Genomic DNA, 16234 nt, shown 5'->3' on the forward strand with positions numbered 1-16234 from the left:
CCCGCTGAGGGGCATATCGGTCCTTTCCGGCAGTCCGGAGCGGGTGCGTCGCGCCCCCTGCGACCCCGACCAGCTTTGGAGACGAGAACCCGGTGCGTGACCCCGCAGATCTGTACGAACTCCACCCAGGCTTCGACGACGTCGCCGGACTGGTGATGCTCGTCTGTCTGGACGGCTTCGTCGACGCCGGAAACGCAGGCCGCCAGATGGCCGAGACGCTGTTCGAACGGTTCACCGCCGAGGAGATCGCGACCTTCGACACCGATCGCCTGGTGGACTACCGCGACCGCAGGCCGCCGATGACCTTCGTCGAGAACACCTGGACCGAGTACACCCCGCCCAAGCTGGCCCTGTACCGGATGCACGACGACGAGGGCAGTCCCTTCCTCCTCCTGCACGGCCCGGAGCCGGACCGTGAGTGGGAGGCCTTCGTCGCGGCGGCCACGAGCCTGGTCGAGCGCTTCTCCGTCTCGCTGTCCATCAGCGCCAACGGCATCCCCATGGCGGTCCCGCACACCCGGCCGGTCACGGTCACGCCGCACTCCACCCGGCCCGAACTGGTCGCGGGGCACACCCCGTGGATCGGCCGGGTCGAGGTGCCCGGGAGCGCGGTCTCGCTGCTGGAGTTCCGCCTGGGCGAGAGCGGTCACGACTTCCTCGGCTACGCCATCCACGTGCCCAGCTACCTGGGTCAGTCCACCTACCCGCGGGCGGCCATCGCCGCCGTGGAGTACGTGGCCGGGGCGACCGGCCTGGCCGTGGCGACGGAGAGGATGGAGGAGGTCGCCGCTGCCACGGACGTGGAGATCGCCGAGCAGGTCGCGGCCTCCGAGGAGATCCAGCGCGTGGTCGCCAACCTGGAACGCCAGTACGACGACATCATGTCCTCGCGCTCGGAGGAGGGCGGCGGCCCCGCCCCCCTGTCCGACGACGCCGCGGGCCTGCCCACCGCCGACGAGCTCGGCGCGGAACTCGAACGCTTCCTCGCCGAACGCGAGGGAGACGGAAACGGATGACCGTGTTCTACCAAGTCCTCTTCAGCTCGGTCCTGCGCCACATGGACGCGGAGAAGGTCCACAAGCTGAGCTTCGCCGCCCTGCGCGGCGTGACCGCCGTACCCGGTGTGGCCGAGACCATGGAGCGGGTCCTGGGACCGCGTGAGCCCGAGCTCACCGTGCAGGCCCTGGGCCGGGAGTTCCCCGGCCCGCTGGGCATGGCCGCCGGTTTCGACAAGAACGCTGAGAGCCCGCGCGGCCTGGCCGCCCTGGGCTTCGGCTACGTGGAGGTGGGTACCGTCACCGCCCACCCCCAGCCCGGAAACCCCAAGCCGCGCCTGTTCCGGCTGGTGGCCGACCGCGCCATCGTCAACCGGATGGGCTTCAACAACGAGGGTTCGGCGCTGGTCGCCGAACGCCTGCACCACCAGCGCAAGGGCCCGCTGGTGGGGATCAACATCGGCAAGACCAAGGTGACCCCCGAAGCCGAGGCGCCCGCCGACTACGCGCTCAGCGCCCTGCGGCTGGCACCCTACGCCGACTACATGGTCATCAACGTCAGCTCGCCCAACACCCCGGGCCTGCGCAACCTCCAGGGCGTGGAGCAGCTGCTGCCGCTGGTCACCGCGGTCCGCGAGTCCCTCGCCGAGGCGGGCCGCCCCGAGCTGCCGCTGCTGGTGAAGATCGCCCCGGACCTGGCCGACGAGGACGTGGACGCCGTCGCCGAGCTCGCGCTGGCCGAGGGCCTGGACGGGATCATCGCCACCAACACCACGATCTCCCGCGCCGGGCTGGACACCCCCGACGCCGAGATCGAGGAGGCCGGTGCCGGAGGCCTGTCGGGCGCCCCGCTCAAGGAGCGTTCGCTGCAGGTCCTGCGCCGTCTGCGCGCCAAGGTGGGCGACCGGGTGACCCTGGTCGCGGTCGGCGGGATCGAGACCCCCGAGGACGCCTGGGCCCGGATCCGCGCCGGCGCCACCCTGGTCCAGGGCTACACCGGACTGATCTACGGTGGTCCGCTGTGGCCGCGCCGGATCCACCGCGGCCTGGCCAGGCTGGTGCGCGCCGCCGGTTACCGGTCGATCCAGGAGGCCGTGGGCTCCGACGCCCCGGCCCCGGCGCTGAAGGTGGTCCAGGAGCCCTCCGAGGCCAGCTAGCCGACCCGGGAACAAGAAGGCGGCCGGTGGGGAGGGTTCCCACCGGCCGCTCTTGCGTGTCCAGGTCGCCGACCCCTACCAGTCGCCGTCCCAGCCGTCCGGGTAGACACGGCCCGGCTCGGGGCCGCCGAGCGCCTGGGTGGTGGTCACGAACACGTAGTCGTCGTCCTTCAGCCGCTCGATGAGCTCCGGGACCGCGGCGAGCGTGGCGGGCTGGGGGTCGTGCAGCAGTACCACCGCGCCCGGGTCCATCCGGGAGATGACGTTGTCCACGATCTCGTCGGGGCTGATGCTCTCCCAGTCCTGGCTGTCGATCGTCCACGCGATCTCGGCCATCTCCTGGGCCTCGACCTCGTCGTGCACGTCGTCGTTGGTGGCGCCGAACGGAGGCCGGAAGAGGTCCACGGTGTACCCGGTCTGCCTGCGGACCATCGCGCTCACCGCCGCGGTCTGCCGGGGCAGCTCATCGGCCTCCATCTTGTTCATGTGCTCGTGCTCGTCACCGTGGCTGGCGATCTCGTGGCCCTCGGCGTAGGCCCGCCGCAGCACGCTCGGCCGGGTCAGGGCCGGGCCGCCGTTGAGGTAGAACGAGGCCGTCACCTCCTCCTCGGCCAGGATGTCCAGCAGGTGCGGGGTGGCCTCGACCGGGCCGTCGTCGAAGGTGAGCGCCACGCACTTGGTCTCGCCGTCGTAGCAGTTCACCCCAGGCTCCCCGGCGGTGATCACCCCCGGCACCGGACCGGGGTCCTCCTCGCCCTCGTCCGCCTCGGTCCCGGGCAGTTCCAGGTCGGGCTCGTCCACCATGGCTGCCTCCCGGGCCCGCGTGCCCAGGTCCGACAGCAGCGGTTCGGCCCGCTCGTGCTCGACCACCACGGTCTTGCGGCCGGGCTCGCTGTCCGGGACGTGCCCCTCGACGGTCGGTGACAGGTGTCCGTCACTGAACTCCACGACCAGGTCACCCGCGTCGTTGAAGCCGATCGAGTCGTAGGTCCGCCGCACCGGCCACAGTGCCTCGGGGTCCACCTGATCGTCGTCGGCCAGCTCCCCGCGCGCGATCGCGTTGAGCTCGGTCAGTTCCTCCTGCCCGGCCAGCAGCTCGGTGGAGTAGGCCGCGGCGCCCGCCCGGGCGTCGTACCAGTAGGTCGAGTAGCCCTCACGCAGACCGTGCATGTCCTGCTCGGTGCGGAGCAGCCGCACACCCAGCACACCGTCCCCGGCGGCGACCAGCTCCCAGCCGATGCCCAGGCTCACCGGGTCGCGGGTCCCGGCCCGGAAGTCCTGGACCTCCTGGTCCACCCGCGCGGCCAAGGCCTCGGAGAACGCCTCGGCCCCCTCGAACTCCGGGTAGGCGACGCTGATCTCCAGCCCCTCCGGTTCGTAGGGGTGGCCGGTGAAGTCCCCGGCGTCCCCGCGCCACTCCCCGAAACCGTCCTCGACCTCGTCCACCAGCACGGTGAGCTCTGCGGGGTCGCCTCCGCCCACGATCTCGTTCTCACACGCGGCCAGGGGCAGGACGAGGGCCACGGCCAGCGCCCCGGACCAGAACGGGTGGCGGCCCGTGCGCGGCCGAGGAACGGTCCGGTCCGGTTCGATTCTCCTCGACGACAAAACCCGACTCCCTCGTGCCTAGGGCAGCTGCTCACACGGCTGCTGGCAGCAACATAGGGGACAAGGACCCTGGCCCCGGGGCGGTGTCCACATGTGGACACCGCCCCGGGGCGGGAATGCCCCGAGGGTCACCCCAGGTCGTCCGAAGCACCTTCCCCGGAGGTCTCCTCCGTGCCTCCCCCTTCGTCTGTCAAAGGGGGTTCGGGGACACCGTCGACATAGGTTCCGCCAGGCTCCGTGGTGCCCAGCAGCTGCGACACCGTAACCATGGTGTACCCGCGTTCGTCCAGTTCACGGATGATGCCGATGGACGCGTCGATGGTGGTGGGGTGGATGTCGTGCATCAGGATGATGGCGCCGTCGGCCGCGCCGTCCAGTGCGCGCTTGCGCACCACGTCGGCCTTGCGGTCCTTCCAGTCGTTGGTGTCCACGCTCCACAGGATCTGCGCCAGCCCGAGCTCCGCGGTGATCTCGGCGACCTTGTCGTCGGTGGCGCCGTAGGGCGGTCGCATCAGGTCCATCGTGTAGCCGGTCTCGCGGTACACCAGGGCCTGGGTGGCCTCCAGGTTGGCGCGGGCCGCACCCGCCCCGACCTCGGTCAGGTTGGGGTGGCTGAGCGTGTGGTTGGCCAGTTCGTGGCCCTCGGCGTAGGTGCGCCGCAGTACCCACGGATGCTCCATGACCGGGTATCCGGTGACGAAGAACGTGGCCCTGGCGTCGTGTTCGGCCAGGGCGTCCAGCAGTTCGGGGGTGCGCCCGCCGGGGCCGTCGTCGTAGGTCAGGGCCACGCACTTGGTATCGGGGTCGGCGCAGTCGACGGAGTCGTCACGCGGGGGCAGCACGCCGGGGGCGGCCGCGCTCGAGCCGTCCTTGTCCGCCTCGGGGGCCCGGTCGATGGTGAACTCGTTGACGCCGGTGGTCGCGGCCTCGCGTACGCGCAGGCCGAATTCGGACAGCAGGGCCTCGGCCTCCTCCCGGGGGATCACCGCGTGGATCCGGCCCGCCGAGGCCGGGGCGACCTGGCCGGAGTCGAACTCCACCACGAGGTCGCCGTCGGGGTTGAAGCCCACGGAGTCGTAGAGGGAGCTGATCGGGTGCAGCGCGGACGGCACGGCGTCGGTGTCCGACACGGCCTCGCGCACCCGGTCGTTGAGTTCGGTGAGCTCGGCCTGCCCGGCGATCAGGTGGCTGGAGCCGTGGACCGTACCGTCGCCGGTCTCGTACCAGTAGGTGCTGTGGCCCTCGCGGGTCTCCTCTGAGTCGGTCTCCTCGCTGGTCAGCCGGACCCCCACGATCCCCTCCTGCGCGGCGGTCAGCCCCCACTCCCCGATGAACGAACGAGCTCCGGGGTTGGCCGCCTCGAAGGCGTGTACCTGGGCGGTCAGGGTGCGGTCCAGGAAGTCCGACAGCGGGGTGGCGTTGGGGATGACCGGGTAGGCGACGTCGGTGTCGCTGTCGCCCTCGAAAGCGATTTTCGCCTCCTCGAGCCCGGGGAGGGCGTCGGGGGCGACGGTCGTCAGACGGTCGGGTTCACCGGTGGCTGGAAGCCGTTCCTCGTCCGCTGCGGGCTGCCCGGACGAACTGTCGACGCCGGCGTCCTGCGGCGGCAGACCGGGCGGTCGGGCGGCCGACAGTACCAGCCCCAGCAGGACGACCATCGCGATCGCGACCGTGAGGAAGGGGCGGTCGGGGGCCAGGGTCTGAGGGTTCTGCTGCTTCACCTGGGGTTCTCCACGTTCATCGTCAGACGAACGTTCGCGGGGGAGGCGGGGGGCGCGCTCTCCCACGTAACGCTGATGTCGGGTGTGATGCCGAGCACACGGCGAGGGTTCGCTTCGTGCGGGCGGGGGCCATGCCGGGTTCAGGGGCGGAGGGGGTGCTCCCTATACTTGCAGGCGTGGAAGGTACACGCTCCGCCATTTCGACCCTGGAAGCCCTTCGGGGAGGGCGGTGCGTGTCGAAAGAGGGAACCCGGTGCGAATCCGGGACTGCCCCGCAGCGGTGAGTGGGAACGACTGTCGCCATAAGCACTGGTGATCCGACCGGAAAAGTCGGAAACTGGGAAGCGGTGACCGGTAGGAGACCCGGCGGCCACGCCGGAAGCGCCCACGAGTCCGAAGACCTGCCTCCACCCGGCGGCGCACCCGTGCCGCCGGTGGTCCCGCGCCCCGAGGGAGGGCCGAGGGCGGGCACAGCCGTGCGCCGATCCGGCGCTCCCCCCGGCATGCCCGCGCCCTCGCTCGCCTCGCGGCCGGTACCCGGCTTTCGACGAGGGAGAGAAGCTCTTCATGTCTACGAACCCGGCCGCCCGGCCGCCCGTGCGGTCCACGGTGCACGGTTACCCGCGGATCGGCCCCGATCGCGAACTCAAGCGCGCCAGTGAGTCCTACTGGAAGGGCACCACCACCGCCGCCGAACTCGACGCCGTCGCCGCCGAGCTCCGCAAGGGCGTCTACGCCCAGCTGCGCGAGGCCGGTGTGGACGACCTGCCGTCCAACACCTTCTCCTACTACGACCACGTGCTGGACACGGCGGTCCTGTTCGACCTCGTGCCCTCGCGCTTCACCTCCCCGGCCCAGGCCGGGGACCGGGACGAGCAGCTGCGCCGCTACTTCGCCCTCGCCCGCGGGGTGCAGGGGGCCACTCCGCTGGAGATGACCAAGTGGTTCGACACCAACTACCACTACCTCGTCCCCGAGCTCTCCCCGAGTACCCGCCCGCGCCTGGTCGGTGACAAGCCCGTCGCCGAGTTCCGCGAGGCCGCCGAGGCCGGTTTCCAGACCCGCCCCGTGCTGGTCGGCCCGCTGACCTTCCTCATGCTGGCCAAGGCCGCCGACGACGCCCCCGAGGGCTGGGAGCCCATCGAGCTGCTCGACCAGCTCCTGGACGCCTACGCCAAGCTCCTGGGCGACCTCAAGGCCGCCGGTGCCACCGAGGTCCAGCTCGACGAGCCGATCCTGGCCACCGACGAGGGCCGCGCCGCCGTCGGTCGGCTCGAGCGCGTCTACCAGCGACTGGGCTCCCTCACCGAGCGCCCCTCCCTCCTGGTCTCCACCTACTTCGGATCCATCGGCGCCGCCGCCCTGCGCGTGCTCAAGGACTCCCCGGTGGAGGCTGTGGGCCTGGACCTGGTCACCGACTCCGAGGGTGTCGCGGACCTCGCCGCGGTCTCCGGCCTCGGCTCCACCCGCCTGGTCGCGGGCTTGGTGGACGGCCGCAACGTCTGGCGTACCGACCTGCCCGCCGCCGTGGCGGAGCTGGGTACCCTGCTCGCCCTCAGCGACGAGCTCACCGTGAGCACCTCGTGCTCGCTGCTGCACGTGCCCATCGACCTGGACGCCGAGACCTCCCTGGCCCCCGAGCTGCGCGGGGCACTGGCCTTCGCCAAGCAGAAAGCCAAGGAGGTGGCCCTGCTCGGCCGCGTCCTGACCGAGGGCGAGGACGCGGAGTTCGACGCCGCCAGGGCCCAGAACCCGTCCTTCACCGACGCCCGCGTGCGCGCCCGTCTGGACGCTCTGGGCCCGGACGCCTACGAGCGCCCCGAGGAGCGCGGCGCGCCCACGGACATCACGCTCACCACGACCACCATCGGGTCGTTCCCGCAGACCCCGGAGCTGCGCCGGGCCCGCGCCGCGCACCGCCGGGGCGAGCTGCCCACGGAGGAGTACGACCAGATCCTCCGTGCGGAGATCGACCGCGTCATCGCGCTCCAGGAGGAGATCGGACTGGACGTGCTCGTGCACGGCGAGCCCGAGCGCAACGACATGGTCCAGTACTTCGCGGAGCAGCTGGAGGGCTACGCCACCACCGAGAACGGGTGGGTGCAGTCCTACGGTTCGCGTTGCGTGCGTCCCCCGATCCTGTTCGGTGACGTCTCGCGTCCCGAGCCGATGACGGTCGAGTGGATCACCTACGCCCAGTCGCGCACGGACAAGCCGGTCAAGGGCATGCTGACCGGTCCGGTCACCATGCTGGCCTGGTCGTTCGTCCGTACCGACCAGCCGCTCGGGGAGACCGCCCGTCAGGTCGGTCTGGCCCTGCGCGACGAGGTCGCGGACCTGGAGAAGGCGGGTATCCGCCACATCCAGGTGGACGAGGCGGCCCTGCGCGAGCTGCTGCCCCTGCGCGGGGAGCAGCGTCAGGCGTACCTGGACTGGGCGGTCAACTCGTTCCGTCTGGCCACCTCGGGCGTGGCGGCGACCACCACGATCCACACGCACATGTGCTATTCGGAGTTCAACCAGATCGTCGGCGGCATCGAGGCGCTGGACGCCGACGTCACCAGCGTCGAGGCGGCCCGCTCGCGCATGGAGGTCGTGGAGGCCCTGGGCCGGCGCGGCTACAAGCGGGGGATCGGCCCGGGCGTGTACGACATCCACTCGCCGCGGGTGCCCTCGGTCGAGGAGATCGAGGCCTCGCTGCGGCTGGCGGCCTCGCACATCGACGCCGGGAACCTGTGGGCCAACCCGGACTGCGGTCTGAAGACCCGTGGTTACGAGGAGACCGAGCAGGCGCTGCGCAACATGGTCGAGGCGGCCCGCCGGGTACGCGCCGACCTGGGCTAGGCACGCGCCACCAGGGCGAGACCAGGCGATGAGAAAGGGGGCCGCGGCACTGCCGCGGCCCCTCCGTGGCCTCGGGTACTCCGTACCCTCGACGCTGTTACTAGCCGGCGGCGAGGACGTTGAGGGCCTCGTTGGCGACGTCGAGCATGCTCTCCTCGACGTTGTCCGGCATGACGAAGTCAGCGCTGTCGTCAGTGTAGTTGCTGAGTTCGTAGTTGATCTCGATGATGAGGTTGTCCTGGCGGATGACCAGCATGGCCTCGGGGAACGAGTTGCCGAGCGAGTCGTTCATCGTGGTGCTGATGAAGTACGCCTCGCTGCCCAGGCCGTCGATCTCCTTGTCCTCCTCGACGTCGTCGGCGCTGTAACGATCGCTGTAGCCATCGCCGCGCAGATTCTCCAGCGTGTACTCGATGTCCGTGGAGGCGGCCTCGGGGGAGTCGGTGGCGCTGAAGGGCAGCTTGAAGGTGACGTCCAGGTAGCCGGTGGTGCTGTCGGCGTTGTCCGGCACGCCGCCGCGGCTGGAGGAACCGGTGCAGCTCGCCCGGTTGTCCGAGACGTTCTTCCTGCCCTCACCGCTGAGGTGGAAGTCCGACTGGGTCGTCTCGGTGAAGACGTCGCAGGGCTCGGTGGGCAGTCCGTGCGGCGGATCGCCGAGGTCGCCGCCGGTGTTCGCCGGCTCTTCCTCAGGCTCTTCCTCGGTGGACTCAGGCTCTTCCTCGGGGTCACCGGCGGCCTCGGAGGCATCGCCGGGACCGACCGCGACCTGTTCGCCTTCGCCGCGGTTGCCGTTGGTGACCAGCATGACGACCACGGCGATCACCAGAACGATGATGACCGCGCCGCCGCCGATGACCACCCACAGGCCGGCCTTGCTGCCGCCGCCCTGGGGCGGCTGGGCGGGCGGGTACCCGCCGGGGACGCCGGGGCCGCCGGGACCGGCGCCGTAGGGCGGCTGCCCGCCCGCGTACATGCCCTGGTCCTGGCCGGGGACGCCGGGGCCGCCCGGGTAGGGGGCCTGACCGTAGCCGGGCTGGCCGCCGGTGCCGGGGTCGCCGTAAGGGCCTCCCTGCGGCTGGCCGTAGGGCGGCTGGCCGCCGGTGCCGTCCCCGCCACCGTAAGGGTTCTGCGGTGGTTGGTTGTAAGGTCCGTTTTCGCTCATGGCTCCCCTCGCCCGGTGATGTGGTGACCGTGTTGTCTTAGGCGCACGTTTGCGCCTGTGGGTTCTCACGAGTTCCCGTGGCGGCCACCGGCGGATCGCCGGGGTGGTGACAGCACGGGGAACCGTGGGGGAGGTGGGCCCGCCTCGGACGCCGTTACCGCGGGCGAGAGCGGGTGGGCGAGGGCAGGAGTTCCCCGTGTCGTGAGGAAGGTCCCCGGTTCAAACGGGGCTCCGACCGCCGCGTGTGGAGCCGGCGGGCCGGTTCCCCGCAGGCCAGGGGTCGGGACGCCTTGCATCCTAACCGCGACTGGTGTGTGAGGGGCAGGTCGGACCGGGGTCAACAGGGTGAATCGTCACCGTTTCGTGCTTAGCGCGCGCGAGCTCACATTCCACGTGACTCAATCGTGACACCGAATCGTGGACAGGCTGATCAGGTATTAGGTAATGGGAGGCGTCAGCATTAAGGTCTTTCGTCACCTGAGGCCTGGATGAAGGCTTTTCCTGTGAAATGCGCTACTGCGTCGGGTGGAGGGCGGTGATCGCAGAGTGAGGGCCGTGACCGGTTGTGGCCACAGGGGCGTCGAAGATCAGGTACCGGAGACCAGGTGGTTGCGCGTATCGGTTCCGCGGCCGCGAGCTGCCTGCCGTGAACCTACGCCTCGGCCTGGGCCACGCGGCGATCCCCCGTCAGGACCGATGCTCACAACGTGGTCAGAACATCGAGATGTGCACGTGGTCGAAGTGGTTCTCGGTGAGGTTGCCCCGGTCCGACATCGGGCGCCAGTCGGTGTCGCCGCGGCGCACGTCCCAGATCTGCTGCCGGTAGATGATGTACATGATCCCCAGGGTGTCGGCGTTCTCCATCGCCCATTCGGAGATCGCCCAGCCGCGGTCGATCTCGGCCTGCGTGGGCATGCCCCCGCTCGGGTGCAGCATGAAGTCGCAGGCCCGGCCCTTGGGGTGCTCGCCGACCACCCAGCCGCCCACGGCCCGGTAGCAGCCGACACCGCCCACGTCGTCCCCGCGCCCGAACTCCTCGATCACCAGGTCGCGCATCTGCTCCGTGCGTGGGGTGAGGTTGTTGTGCGGCTGCATGGGCTGGTTCGGGTGGTCGGCGATCAGGGCGTGCACCTCGGTGCGGCGCTCCTCCAGGGCGTCCAGGTCCTCCTGGGCCTCGGCCAGCAGCTCCTCGGCGTTGGCCTGCGCGACCTCATCGCGGGAGAGCGCCTGGGCGAGCTGGTCGATCTTCTCCTGGTTGGTGGTGGAGAGGTAGTCGATGACCACCGCGCGGTCGATGACCTCGTCCGGATCGGCCTCCACGAACAGCGACATCGACGGGTCGATCCCGCTGTTGGTGTAGGTGGCCACCGCCAGGGAGACCACCTGGTCACGGGCGTCCCGCACGTCCTGGCGGGTGCCTTCGGCGCGGCTCTCGGCCCGCTCGGCCTCCTCGATGACCGCCTCCATGTCGCGCAGCTCGCCCTGGAACTCCTCGGTCAGGTCCGCGGCGCGCGACTGGAGGTCGCTCATGCTCTCCGGCTCCCGCGGGAGGAGCCCGGGGGCCGGGGCGGCCGAGGCCGGCAGCGGTGTCAGAGCCGTCGCGCCGAGCAGGGACAAGGAGACCACGGCCACCCGGCTCCGGCCCGGGCGCGCCAGGGCGGGCAACACCCGCGGCAGGGGCCCGGCGCAGTCGGCGAGAACCTCCCGCCAGGTGCGGGCGGGAGGATCGGGCGCCCAGAAGTCGGCGTACTCGTCCCCGGCCTTCACTGTGCTGCCGGCCTTCGCTGTGTCATCGAACTGCGCTGGGCCTTCGAACTGCGCTGGGTCCTCAAACTGCACGGTGTGGTCGCTCCTCGGCTCCACGCGCGGCCCCCTGCGGGTACGGGGGCGCTGTGGACGCGTCTGCTCGTCTTTCCCGGGCGGGGCGCGGCGGCCGTCCGACGGCCGGGCCCTCGACATCCGCGGCGCGAATACGCCGGGGAGAGTAACGGGACGGTAATGAGTGTAGGCACTCACACGGACCAACGGGAGGGGCGAGGGGATTCACACGTCCGGCAAACGCCCCAATGTGTTGTAAATAACCGTATGAGGGCCAGGGATTTTGCCGAACCGACCCGTCCGATCATGGTTGAGTTGGTTCCGTGAAGGCTCCTGAGCACGTCAAAGCGACCCCCGCCACCACGGCGGACACCACCCGGCGGTGCGTTCCGCTGCCCGGCGGTCGCTGTCGTATGCCCCGTTAGTCACCTCTGACACCGAGCCGAGCCCGGCGCCACGCGCCGGAGCCACCCCAGGGCCGCCCTCCACACGCCCCGCGACCGCCGGGCACCGGCGCGTCGCCGCCGCCCGCCAGGTGAGCGCTTCGTACGCTCGGGTGTGGACGTCAAACCCACGCTGAGTCCAGAGCCATCCCCTGCCCGAGAGCGGCCGCTGGGACACCACCGCCAGACGTCGATGGGAAAACCGTGATTGACGCAGTGGGTCTACACAAGACCTACAGGTTGAAGAAACGCCAGGTGCACGCCCTGAACGGGGTGGACCTGCATGTCGAGTCCGGCGAGATCTTCGGGGTCGTGGGCCAGAGCGGTGCGGGCAAGAGCACCCTCCTGCGCTCAGTGAATCTCCTGGAGCGCCCGGACAGCGGCACCGTGACCGTCGGGGACGAGGAACTCACCTCCCTGCGCGGTGCCCGGCTGCGCGCGGCCCGGCGGGGGATCGGCATGGTGCACCAGCACTTCGCCCTGCTCTCCTCGCGCACGGTCGCGGGCAACGTCGGCTTTCCCCTGGAGGTCGCCGGGGTCTCCCGCGCCAAGCGGGCCGCCCGGGTGGGCGAACTCCTGGAACTGGTCGGCCTGGAGGACAAGGCGCGCGCCTACCCCTCCCAGCTCTCCGGCGGGCAGAAGCAGCGCGTGGGCATCGCCCGCGCGCTGGCCTCCAACCCCCCGGTGCTGCTGAGCGACGAGGCCACCTCGGCGCTGGATCCGGCCACCACCGACTCGATCCTGGCCCTGCTGCGCCGCCTGCGCGACGAACTGGGCCTGACCATCCTGCTGATCACCCACGAGATGGACGTGATCAAGCGGATCTGCGACTCCGCGGCGATCATGGAGAACGGTGAGTTCCGCGAGTCCGGCCGCGTGCTGGACCTCATCGGCACCCCCGGCTCCCTGCTGGCCCGCTCGCTCTTCCCGCTGCCGGACAACGGCGGACCCGAGAGCGTGATCATCACCTACCCGCGCTCCTTCGACGAGCCGTTCATGTCCGAACTCACCCGCCGCTTCGACGTGGACGTGAACATCCTCGGCGGTGGTGTGGAACAGGTGGCGGGCCAGTCCGTGGGCCGACTCAGCGTCGACATGCGCGGTGAGCACCGCCGTGCGGCGCTCACCTACCTGTCCGAGCACGGCCTGCTGGTCGAGGAGGCCGGAAAGTGACCATCAACCCCGCGGACGCCCTCCTTCTCGCGCAGGACGGCAACGCGCTCACCGCCATCACCGACTTCATCGCGGCCTGGCCGGCCATGTGGCCCAACCTGTGGATCAGTACCCAGGACACCATCTACATGGTGTGGTGGGCGACGGTCTTCAGCGTGCTGTTCGGCCTGCCCCTGGGCGTGCTGCTGGTCGCCACGGACAAGGGCGGCCTCATTCCGGCCCCGGTCGTGCGCGCCGTGCTCAGCGCGATCGTCAACATCGGCCGCTCGCTGCCCTTCATCGTTCTGATGGTGGCGGTGCTGACGCTGACCCGCTTCCTGGTGGGCACGACCCTGGGCCCCACGGCCGCGATCGTGCCGCTGAGCATCGGCGCCATCCCGTTCTTCGCCCGCCTGGTGGAGACCGCCCTGCGCGAGGTCGACCGCGAGGTGATCGAGGCCGCGCACGCCATGGGCACCCGCAAGTTCACGATCGTGGGCAAGGTGATGCTGCCCGAGGCCATGGCCGGCCTGATCGCCGGTCTGGTGATGACCGTGGTCACGCTGATCTCCTACTCGGCGATGGCCGGCGCCATCGGCGGCGGAGGTCTGGGCGACCTGGCCATCCGCCAGGGCTACCAGCGCTTCGACGACCACTACCTGTGGGCGACCGTGATCCTGCTGATCATCATCGTCCAGGTCGTGCAGAGCCTGGGTGACCTGCTCGTGCGCAGGCTGTCCCGGCGCTGACCCCGGCCGGGTCAGCGCCCCGGCCACCACCACCGCCCCCCATGTGTTGCCAGCCCCTTCCCCCCACTTCCAGAGTTGTCCGGAACGAACGGCAAGGAGACAGCGATGACAGGAACGAACGTGCTGCGGGGGGTCGCCGTGGCCGGTGCCACGGCGGTCCTGCTCGCGGGCTGCGGAAGCGCCAGCGAACGGGCCGCCGACGACAACGGCGGCGGTGGCGATGGCGTCGCGACGCTGCGGGTCGGCGCCACCCCGATGCCGCACGCCGAGATCCTGGAGTTCGTCAACGACGAGCTGGCGGCCAACGCGGGCCTGGCCATCGAGGTGGTCGAGTACACCGACTACAACCAGCCCAACGCGGCCCTGACCGAGGGTGAGCTGGACGCGAACTACTACCAGACGGTGCCGTTCCTGGAGGAGTACCTGGCGGGCAACCAGGGCGCGGACCTGGCCTACGTGGCCGACGTGCACCTGGAGGCCTTCGGTGTGTACTCCGAGAGCGTCGAGGACCTGGACGACCTGTCCGAGGGCGCGGACATCGCGGTGCCCAACGACTCCTCGAACATGGACCGCGCGCTGCGGCTGCTCGAAGCCCACGACGTGATCACCCTGGCTGAGGGTACGGACGGGCAGGCCTCGGAGTCCGACATCGAGGACAATCCGCTCGACATCACCATCACCCCGGTGGAGGCGGCCCAGCTGCCGCGCTCACTCCAGGACGTGGACGCGGCCGTGGTCAACGGCAACTACGCCCTGGAAGCGGACCTGCCCGAGACCGCCAACGCCCTGGCCTGGGAGGACACCGAGGACAACCCGTACGCCAACGGCCTGGTTGTGCGTTCGGAGGACGTGGACGCCGAGGACATCGTCCGCCTCAACGACCTCCTGCACAGCCAGGAGGTGCGCGACTTCATGGAGGAGCGCTGGCAGGGCATCGTGCTCCCGGTCGGGGGCGTCGAAGAGTAGGCGAGTGGTCCTCCAGTCGCTCGGATAGTCGTCCGAACCCGTGAACGGCCCCGGCGGGGGAGTCTGAACTGCTCCCTGGAAGTTGGACTGGAAATCCAGTTCCATCGACCAGGGAGCAGTCCCATGAGAGCGAACAGCTCACTCACCCAGGACCAACGCCACCAAGCGATAGCGTTGTTCGAGCAAGGCAGAGCCGATCACGCGGTAGCGGCCTCTCTCGGGGTCTCGCGATGGGCGGTCCGAAGCCTGTACCGACGGTGGCGGATCCACGGCCCGGGAGCGCTGGTGACCAAACAGGCGAAGAAGTCCTACTCCTTCGAGTTCAAGGTCGAGGCGGTGCGCCGCCTCCTGGCTGGCGAGCCCAAGACCGAGCTGGCCAAGGAACTGGAACTGTCCTCACCCAAGCTGCTGGAATCGTGGGTGCGCACCTATCGCACCCAGGGCTCGGAGGGGCTACGCCCCAAGCAGCGAGGACGCCCGCCCAAGAGCGCACCACCAGAGCCAGCCTCAGAGCTGGAACGACTACGCCGTGAGAACGAGCTCCTGCGCGCCCAGAACGCCTACCTGGGAAAAGTGCGGGCCTTGAGGGAACATCCACCAGAGTGAGGGTTCACGCTGTGGTCGCCCTCAAGGCCGAACACCGATTGGACGTGCTGTTGAAGGTCGCTGGGCTGGCCCGCTCGACGTTCTTCTACCACCAGGCCCGGCTGGAGCACCCTGATGCCCAGGCAGCGCTCAAGGCCCAGATCAGGCGGCTCTTCGATCACAACAAGGGCCGCTACGGGCACCGCCGGATCCATGACCAGCTCCTCAAGAAGGGGTGGCGGGTGGCGAAGAAGACCGTGCTCAAGCTCATGAACCAGCTGGGCCTGGTCTGCCGGGTGCGCCGTAAGAAGCCCTACAGCTCCTACCGGGGCCAGGCGGGCCAGGTGGCGCCGAACCTGCTGGAGCGTGACTTCACCGCGCAGGGGCCGAACCAGAAATGGGTGACCGACGTGAGCGAGTTCGCCGTCGCGGGCCACAAGGTCTACCTGTCACCGGTCATGGACCTGTTCGACCGGCAGATCATCTCCTACACGGCGGGTCTGTCACCGAACCTGGAGTTGACCAACACCTCCTTGCGAGAAGCGTTGAAGACCCTGGCCCCTGGTCAGAGCCCGCTGGTCCACTCCGACCAGGGGTTTCAGTACCAGCATGTGTCCTGGCGGCGTCTGCTCGCCGGGGTCGAGGGCATCCAGTCGATGTCACGCAAGGGCAACTGCCTGGACAACGCGGTGATCGAGAGCTTCTTCGGCCACCTGAAGGAGGAATTCTTCACCCATGCCGAGTTCGAGACCGTCGAGGAGTTCACCGCGGGGTTGGAGGAGTACATCGCCTGGTTCAACCACGAACGCGTCCACAGCTACCTTGAGGGCCTGAGCCCGGTGCAGTACCGAGCTCAGGCCCTGGCGGCCTAACCTTTAGTTAGCCGGTCCAACTATCGGGGACCAGTTCAGTCCCGCCGGGGCCGTTTCCGCGGGGAGCGGACCCCCGGGGCCCGGTAACGTTTGGGTTGCGGGCGCACTTCGTTCCGTTGACTTGCGAGTAGGGGTCTGCTTCGGTGAATGGGAGCGCTCCCA

At 69.9% G+C, this 16234-nt stretch carries 12 protein-coding genes and 1 riboswitch; of the genes, 8 read left to right on the plus strand and 4 right to left on the minus strand.

Annotation, left to right across the window (positions count from 1 at the left end; genetic code table 11):
- Nucleotides 1-92 precede the first annotated feature (92 nt).
- Both NE857_RS11035 and NE857_RS11040 read left to right on the plus strand, forming a co-directional pair.
- Nucleotides 93-1016 (plus strand): proteasome assembly chaperone family protein, encoded by a 924-nt coding sequence (locus NE857_RS11035; RefSeq protein ID WP_254420909.1) that lies wholly within the window; start codon nt 93-95, stop codon nt 1014-1016.
- The gene (locus NE857_RS11040) at nt 1013-2152 is read left to right on the plus strand and encodes a quinone-dependent dihydroorotate dehydrogenase (protein WP_254420910.1); all 1140 of its coding nucleotides are present in this window, start codon (nt 1013-1015) and stop codon (nt 2150-2152) included. Before NE857_RS11035 ends, NE857_RS11040 begins: the two co-directional genes overlap by 4 nt.
- Before the next feature lie 75 nt (nt 2153-2227).
- Here NE857_RS11040 and NE857_RS11045 read toward each other — a convergent pair whose 3' ends face one another.
- Together NE857_RS11045 and NE857_RS11050 are read right to left on the minus strand one after the other, a co-directional pair.
- On the minus strand, nt 2228-3760 hold the full coding sequence (locus tag NE857_RS11045) for a polysaccharide deacetylase family protein (RefSeq protein WP_425572168.1): 1533 nt from the start codon (nt 3758-3760) through the stop codon (nt 2228-2230).
- A gap of 128 nt (nt 3761-3888) precedes the next feature.
- Complete coding sequence (locus NE857_RS11050) at nt 3889-5457, minus strand: polysaccharide deacetylase family protein (RefSeq protein ID WP_425572169.1); 1569 nt, start codon at nt 5455-5457, stop codon at nt 3889-3891.
- Between the two features lie 231 nt (nt 5458-5688).
- Nucleotides 5689-5904: riboswitch (cobalamin riboswitch) on the plus strand.
- 144 nt (nt 5905-6048) lie between these two features.
- On the opposite strand from NE857_RS11050, the gene metE reads away from it, so the two are divergent.
- Complete coding sequence (gene metE, locus NE857_RS11055; RefSeq protein ID WP_254420912.1) at nt 6049-8325, plus strand: 5-methyltetrahydropteroyltriglutamate--homocysteine S-methyltransferase; 2277 nt, start codon at nt 6049-6051, stop codon at nt 8323-8325.
- 100 nt (nt 8326-8425) lie between these two features.
- Here the strand turns inward: metE and NE857_RS11060 are convergent, their stop codons facing one another.
- Complete coding sequence (locus NE857_RS11060; protein WP_254420913.1) at nt 8426-9487, minus strand: DUF3558 domain-containing protein; 1062 nt, start codon at nt 9485-9487, stop codon at nt 8426-8428.
- 711 nt (nt 9488-10198) lie between these two features.
- Complete coding sequence (locus NE857_RS11065; protein ID WP_184371235.1) at nt 10199-11254, minus strand: coiled-coil domain-containing protein; 1056 nt, start codon at nt 11252-11254, stop codon at nt 10199-10201.
- Between the two features lie 710 nt (nt 11255-11964).
- Between NE857_RS11065 and NE857_RS11070 the strand changes: the two genes are divergently transcribed.
- The 5 genes from NE857_RS11070 to NE857_RS11090 all read left to right on the plus strand — a co-directional run bounded on the left by NE857_RS11070 (nt 11965) and on the right by NE857_RS11090 (nt 16072).
- Complete coding sequence (locus tag NE857_RS11070; protein WP_254421935.1) at nt 11965-12921, plus strand: methionine ABC transporter ATP-binding protein; 957 nt, start codon at nt 11965-11967, stop codon at nt 12919-12921.
- Nucleotides 12918-13649: a methionine ABC transporter permease gene (locus NE857_RS11075; protein WP_254420914.1), complete on the plus strand. Its 732-nt coding sequence runs from the start codon at nt 12918-12920 to the stop codon at nt 13647-13649. The genes NE857_RS11070 and NE857_RS11075 overlap by 4 nt, the downstream gene beginning before the upstream one ends.
- Before the next feature lie 105 nt (nt 13650-13754).
- A complete protein-coding gene (locus NE857_RS11080) occupies nt 13755-14615 on the plus strand; it encodes a MetQ/NlpA family ABC transporter substrate-binding protein (protein WP_254420915.1) in 861 nt (286 codons plus the stop codon).
- A 285-nt stretch (nt 14616-14900) separates the two neighbouring features.
- Nucleotides 14901-15221: a helix-turn-helix domain-containing protein gene (locus NE857_RS11085; protein WP_254416860.1), complete on the plus strand. Its 321-nt coding sequence runs from the start codon at nt 14901-14903 to the stop codon at nt 15219-15221.
- Nucleotides 15218-16072, plus strand: a complete 855-nt coding sequence (locus NE857_RS11090) for an IS3 family transposase (RefSeq protein WP_254416859.1) — start codon at nt 15218-15220, stop codon at nt 16070-16072. The genes NE857_RS11085 and NE857_RS11090 overlap by 4 nt, the downstream gene beginning before the upstream one ends.
- Nucleotides 16073-16234 lie beyond the last annotated feature (162 nt).

This window comes from Nocardiopsis exhalans, from assembly GCF_024134545.1.
Lineage (GTDB): Bacteria > Actinomycetota > Actinomycetes > Streptosporangiales > Streptosporangiaceae > Nocardiopsis > Nocardiopsis exhalans.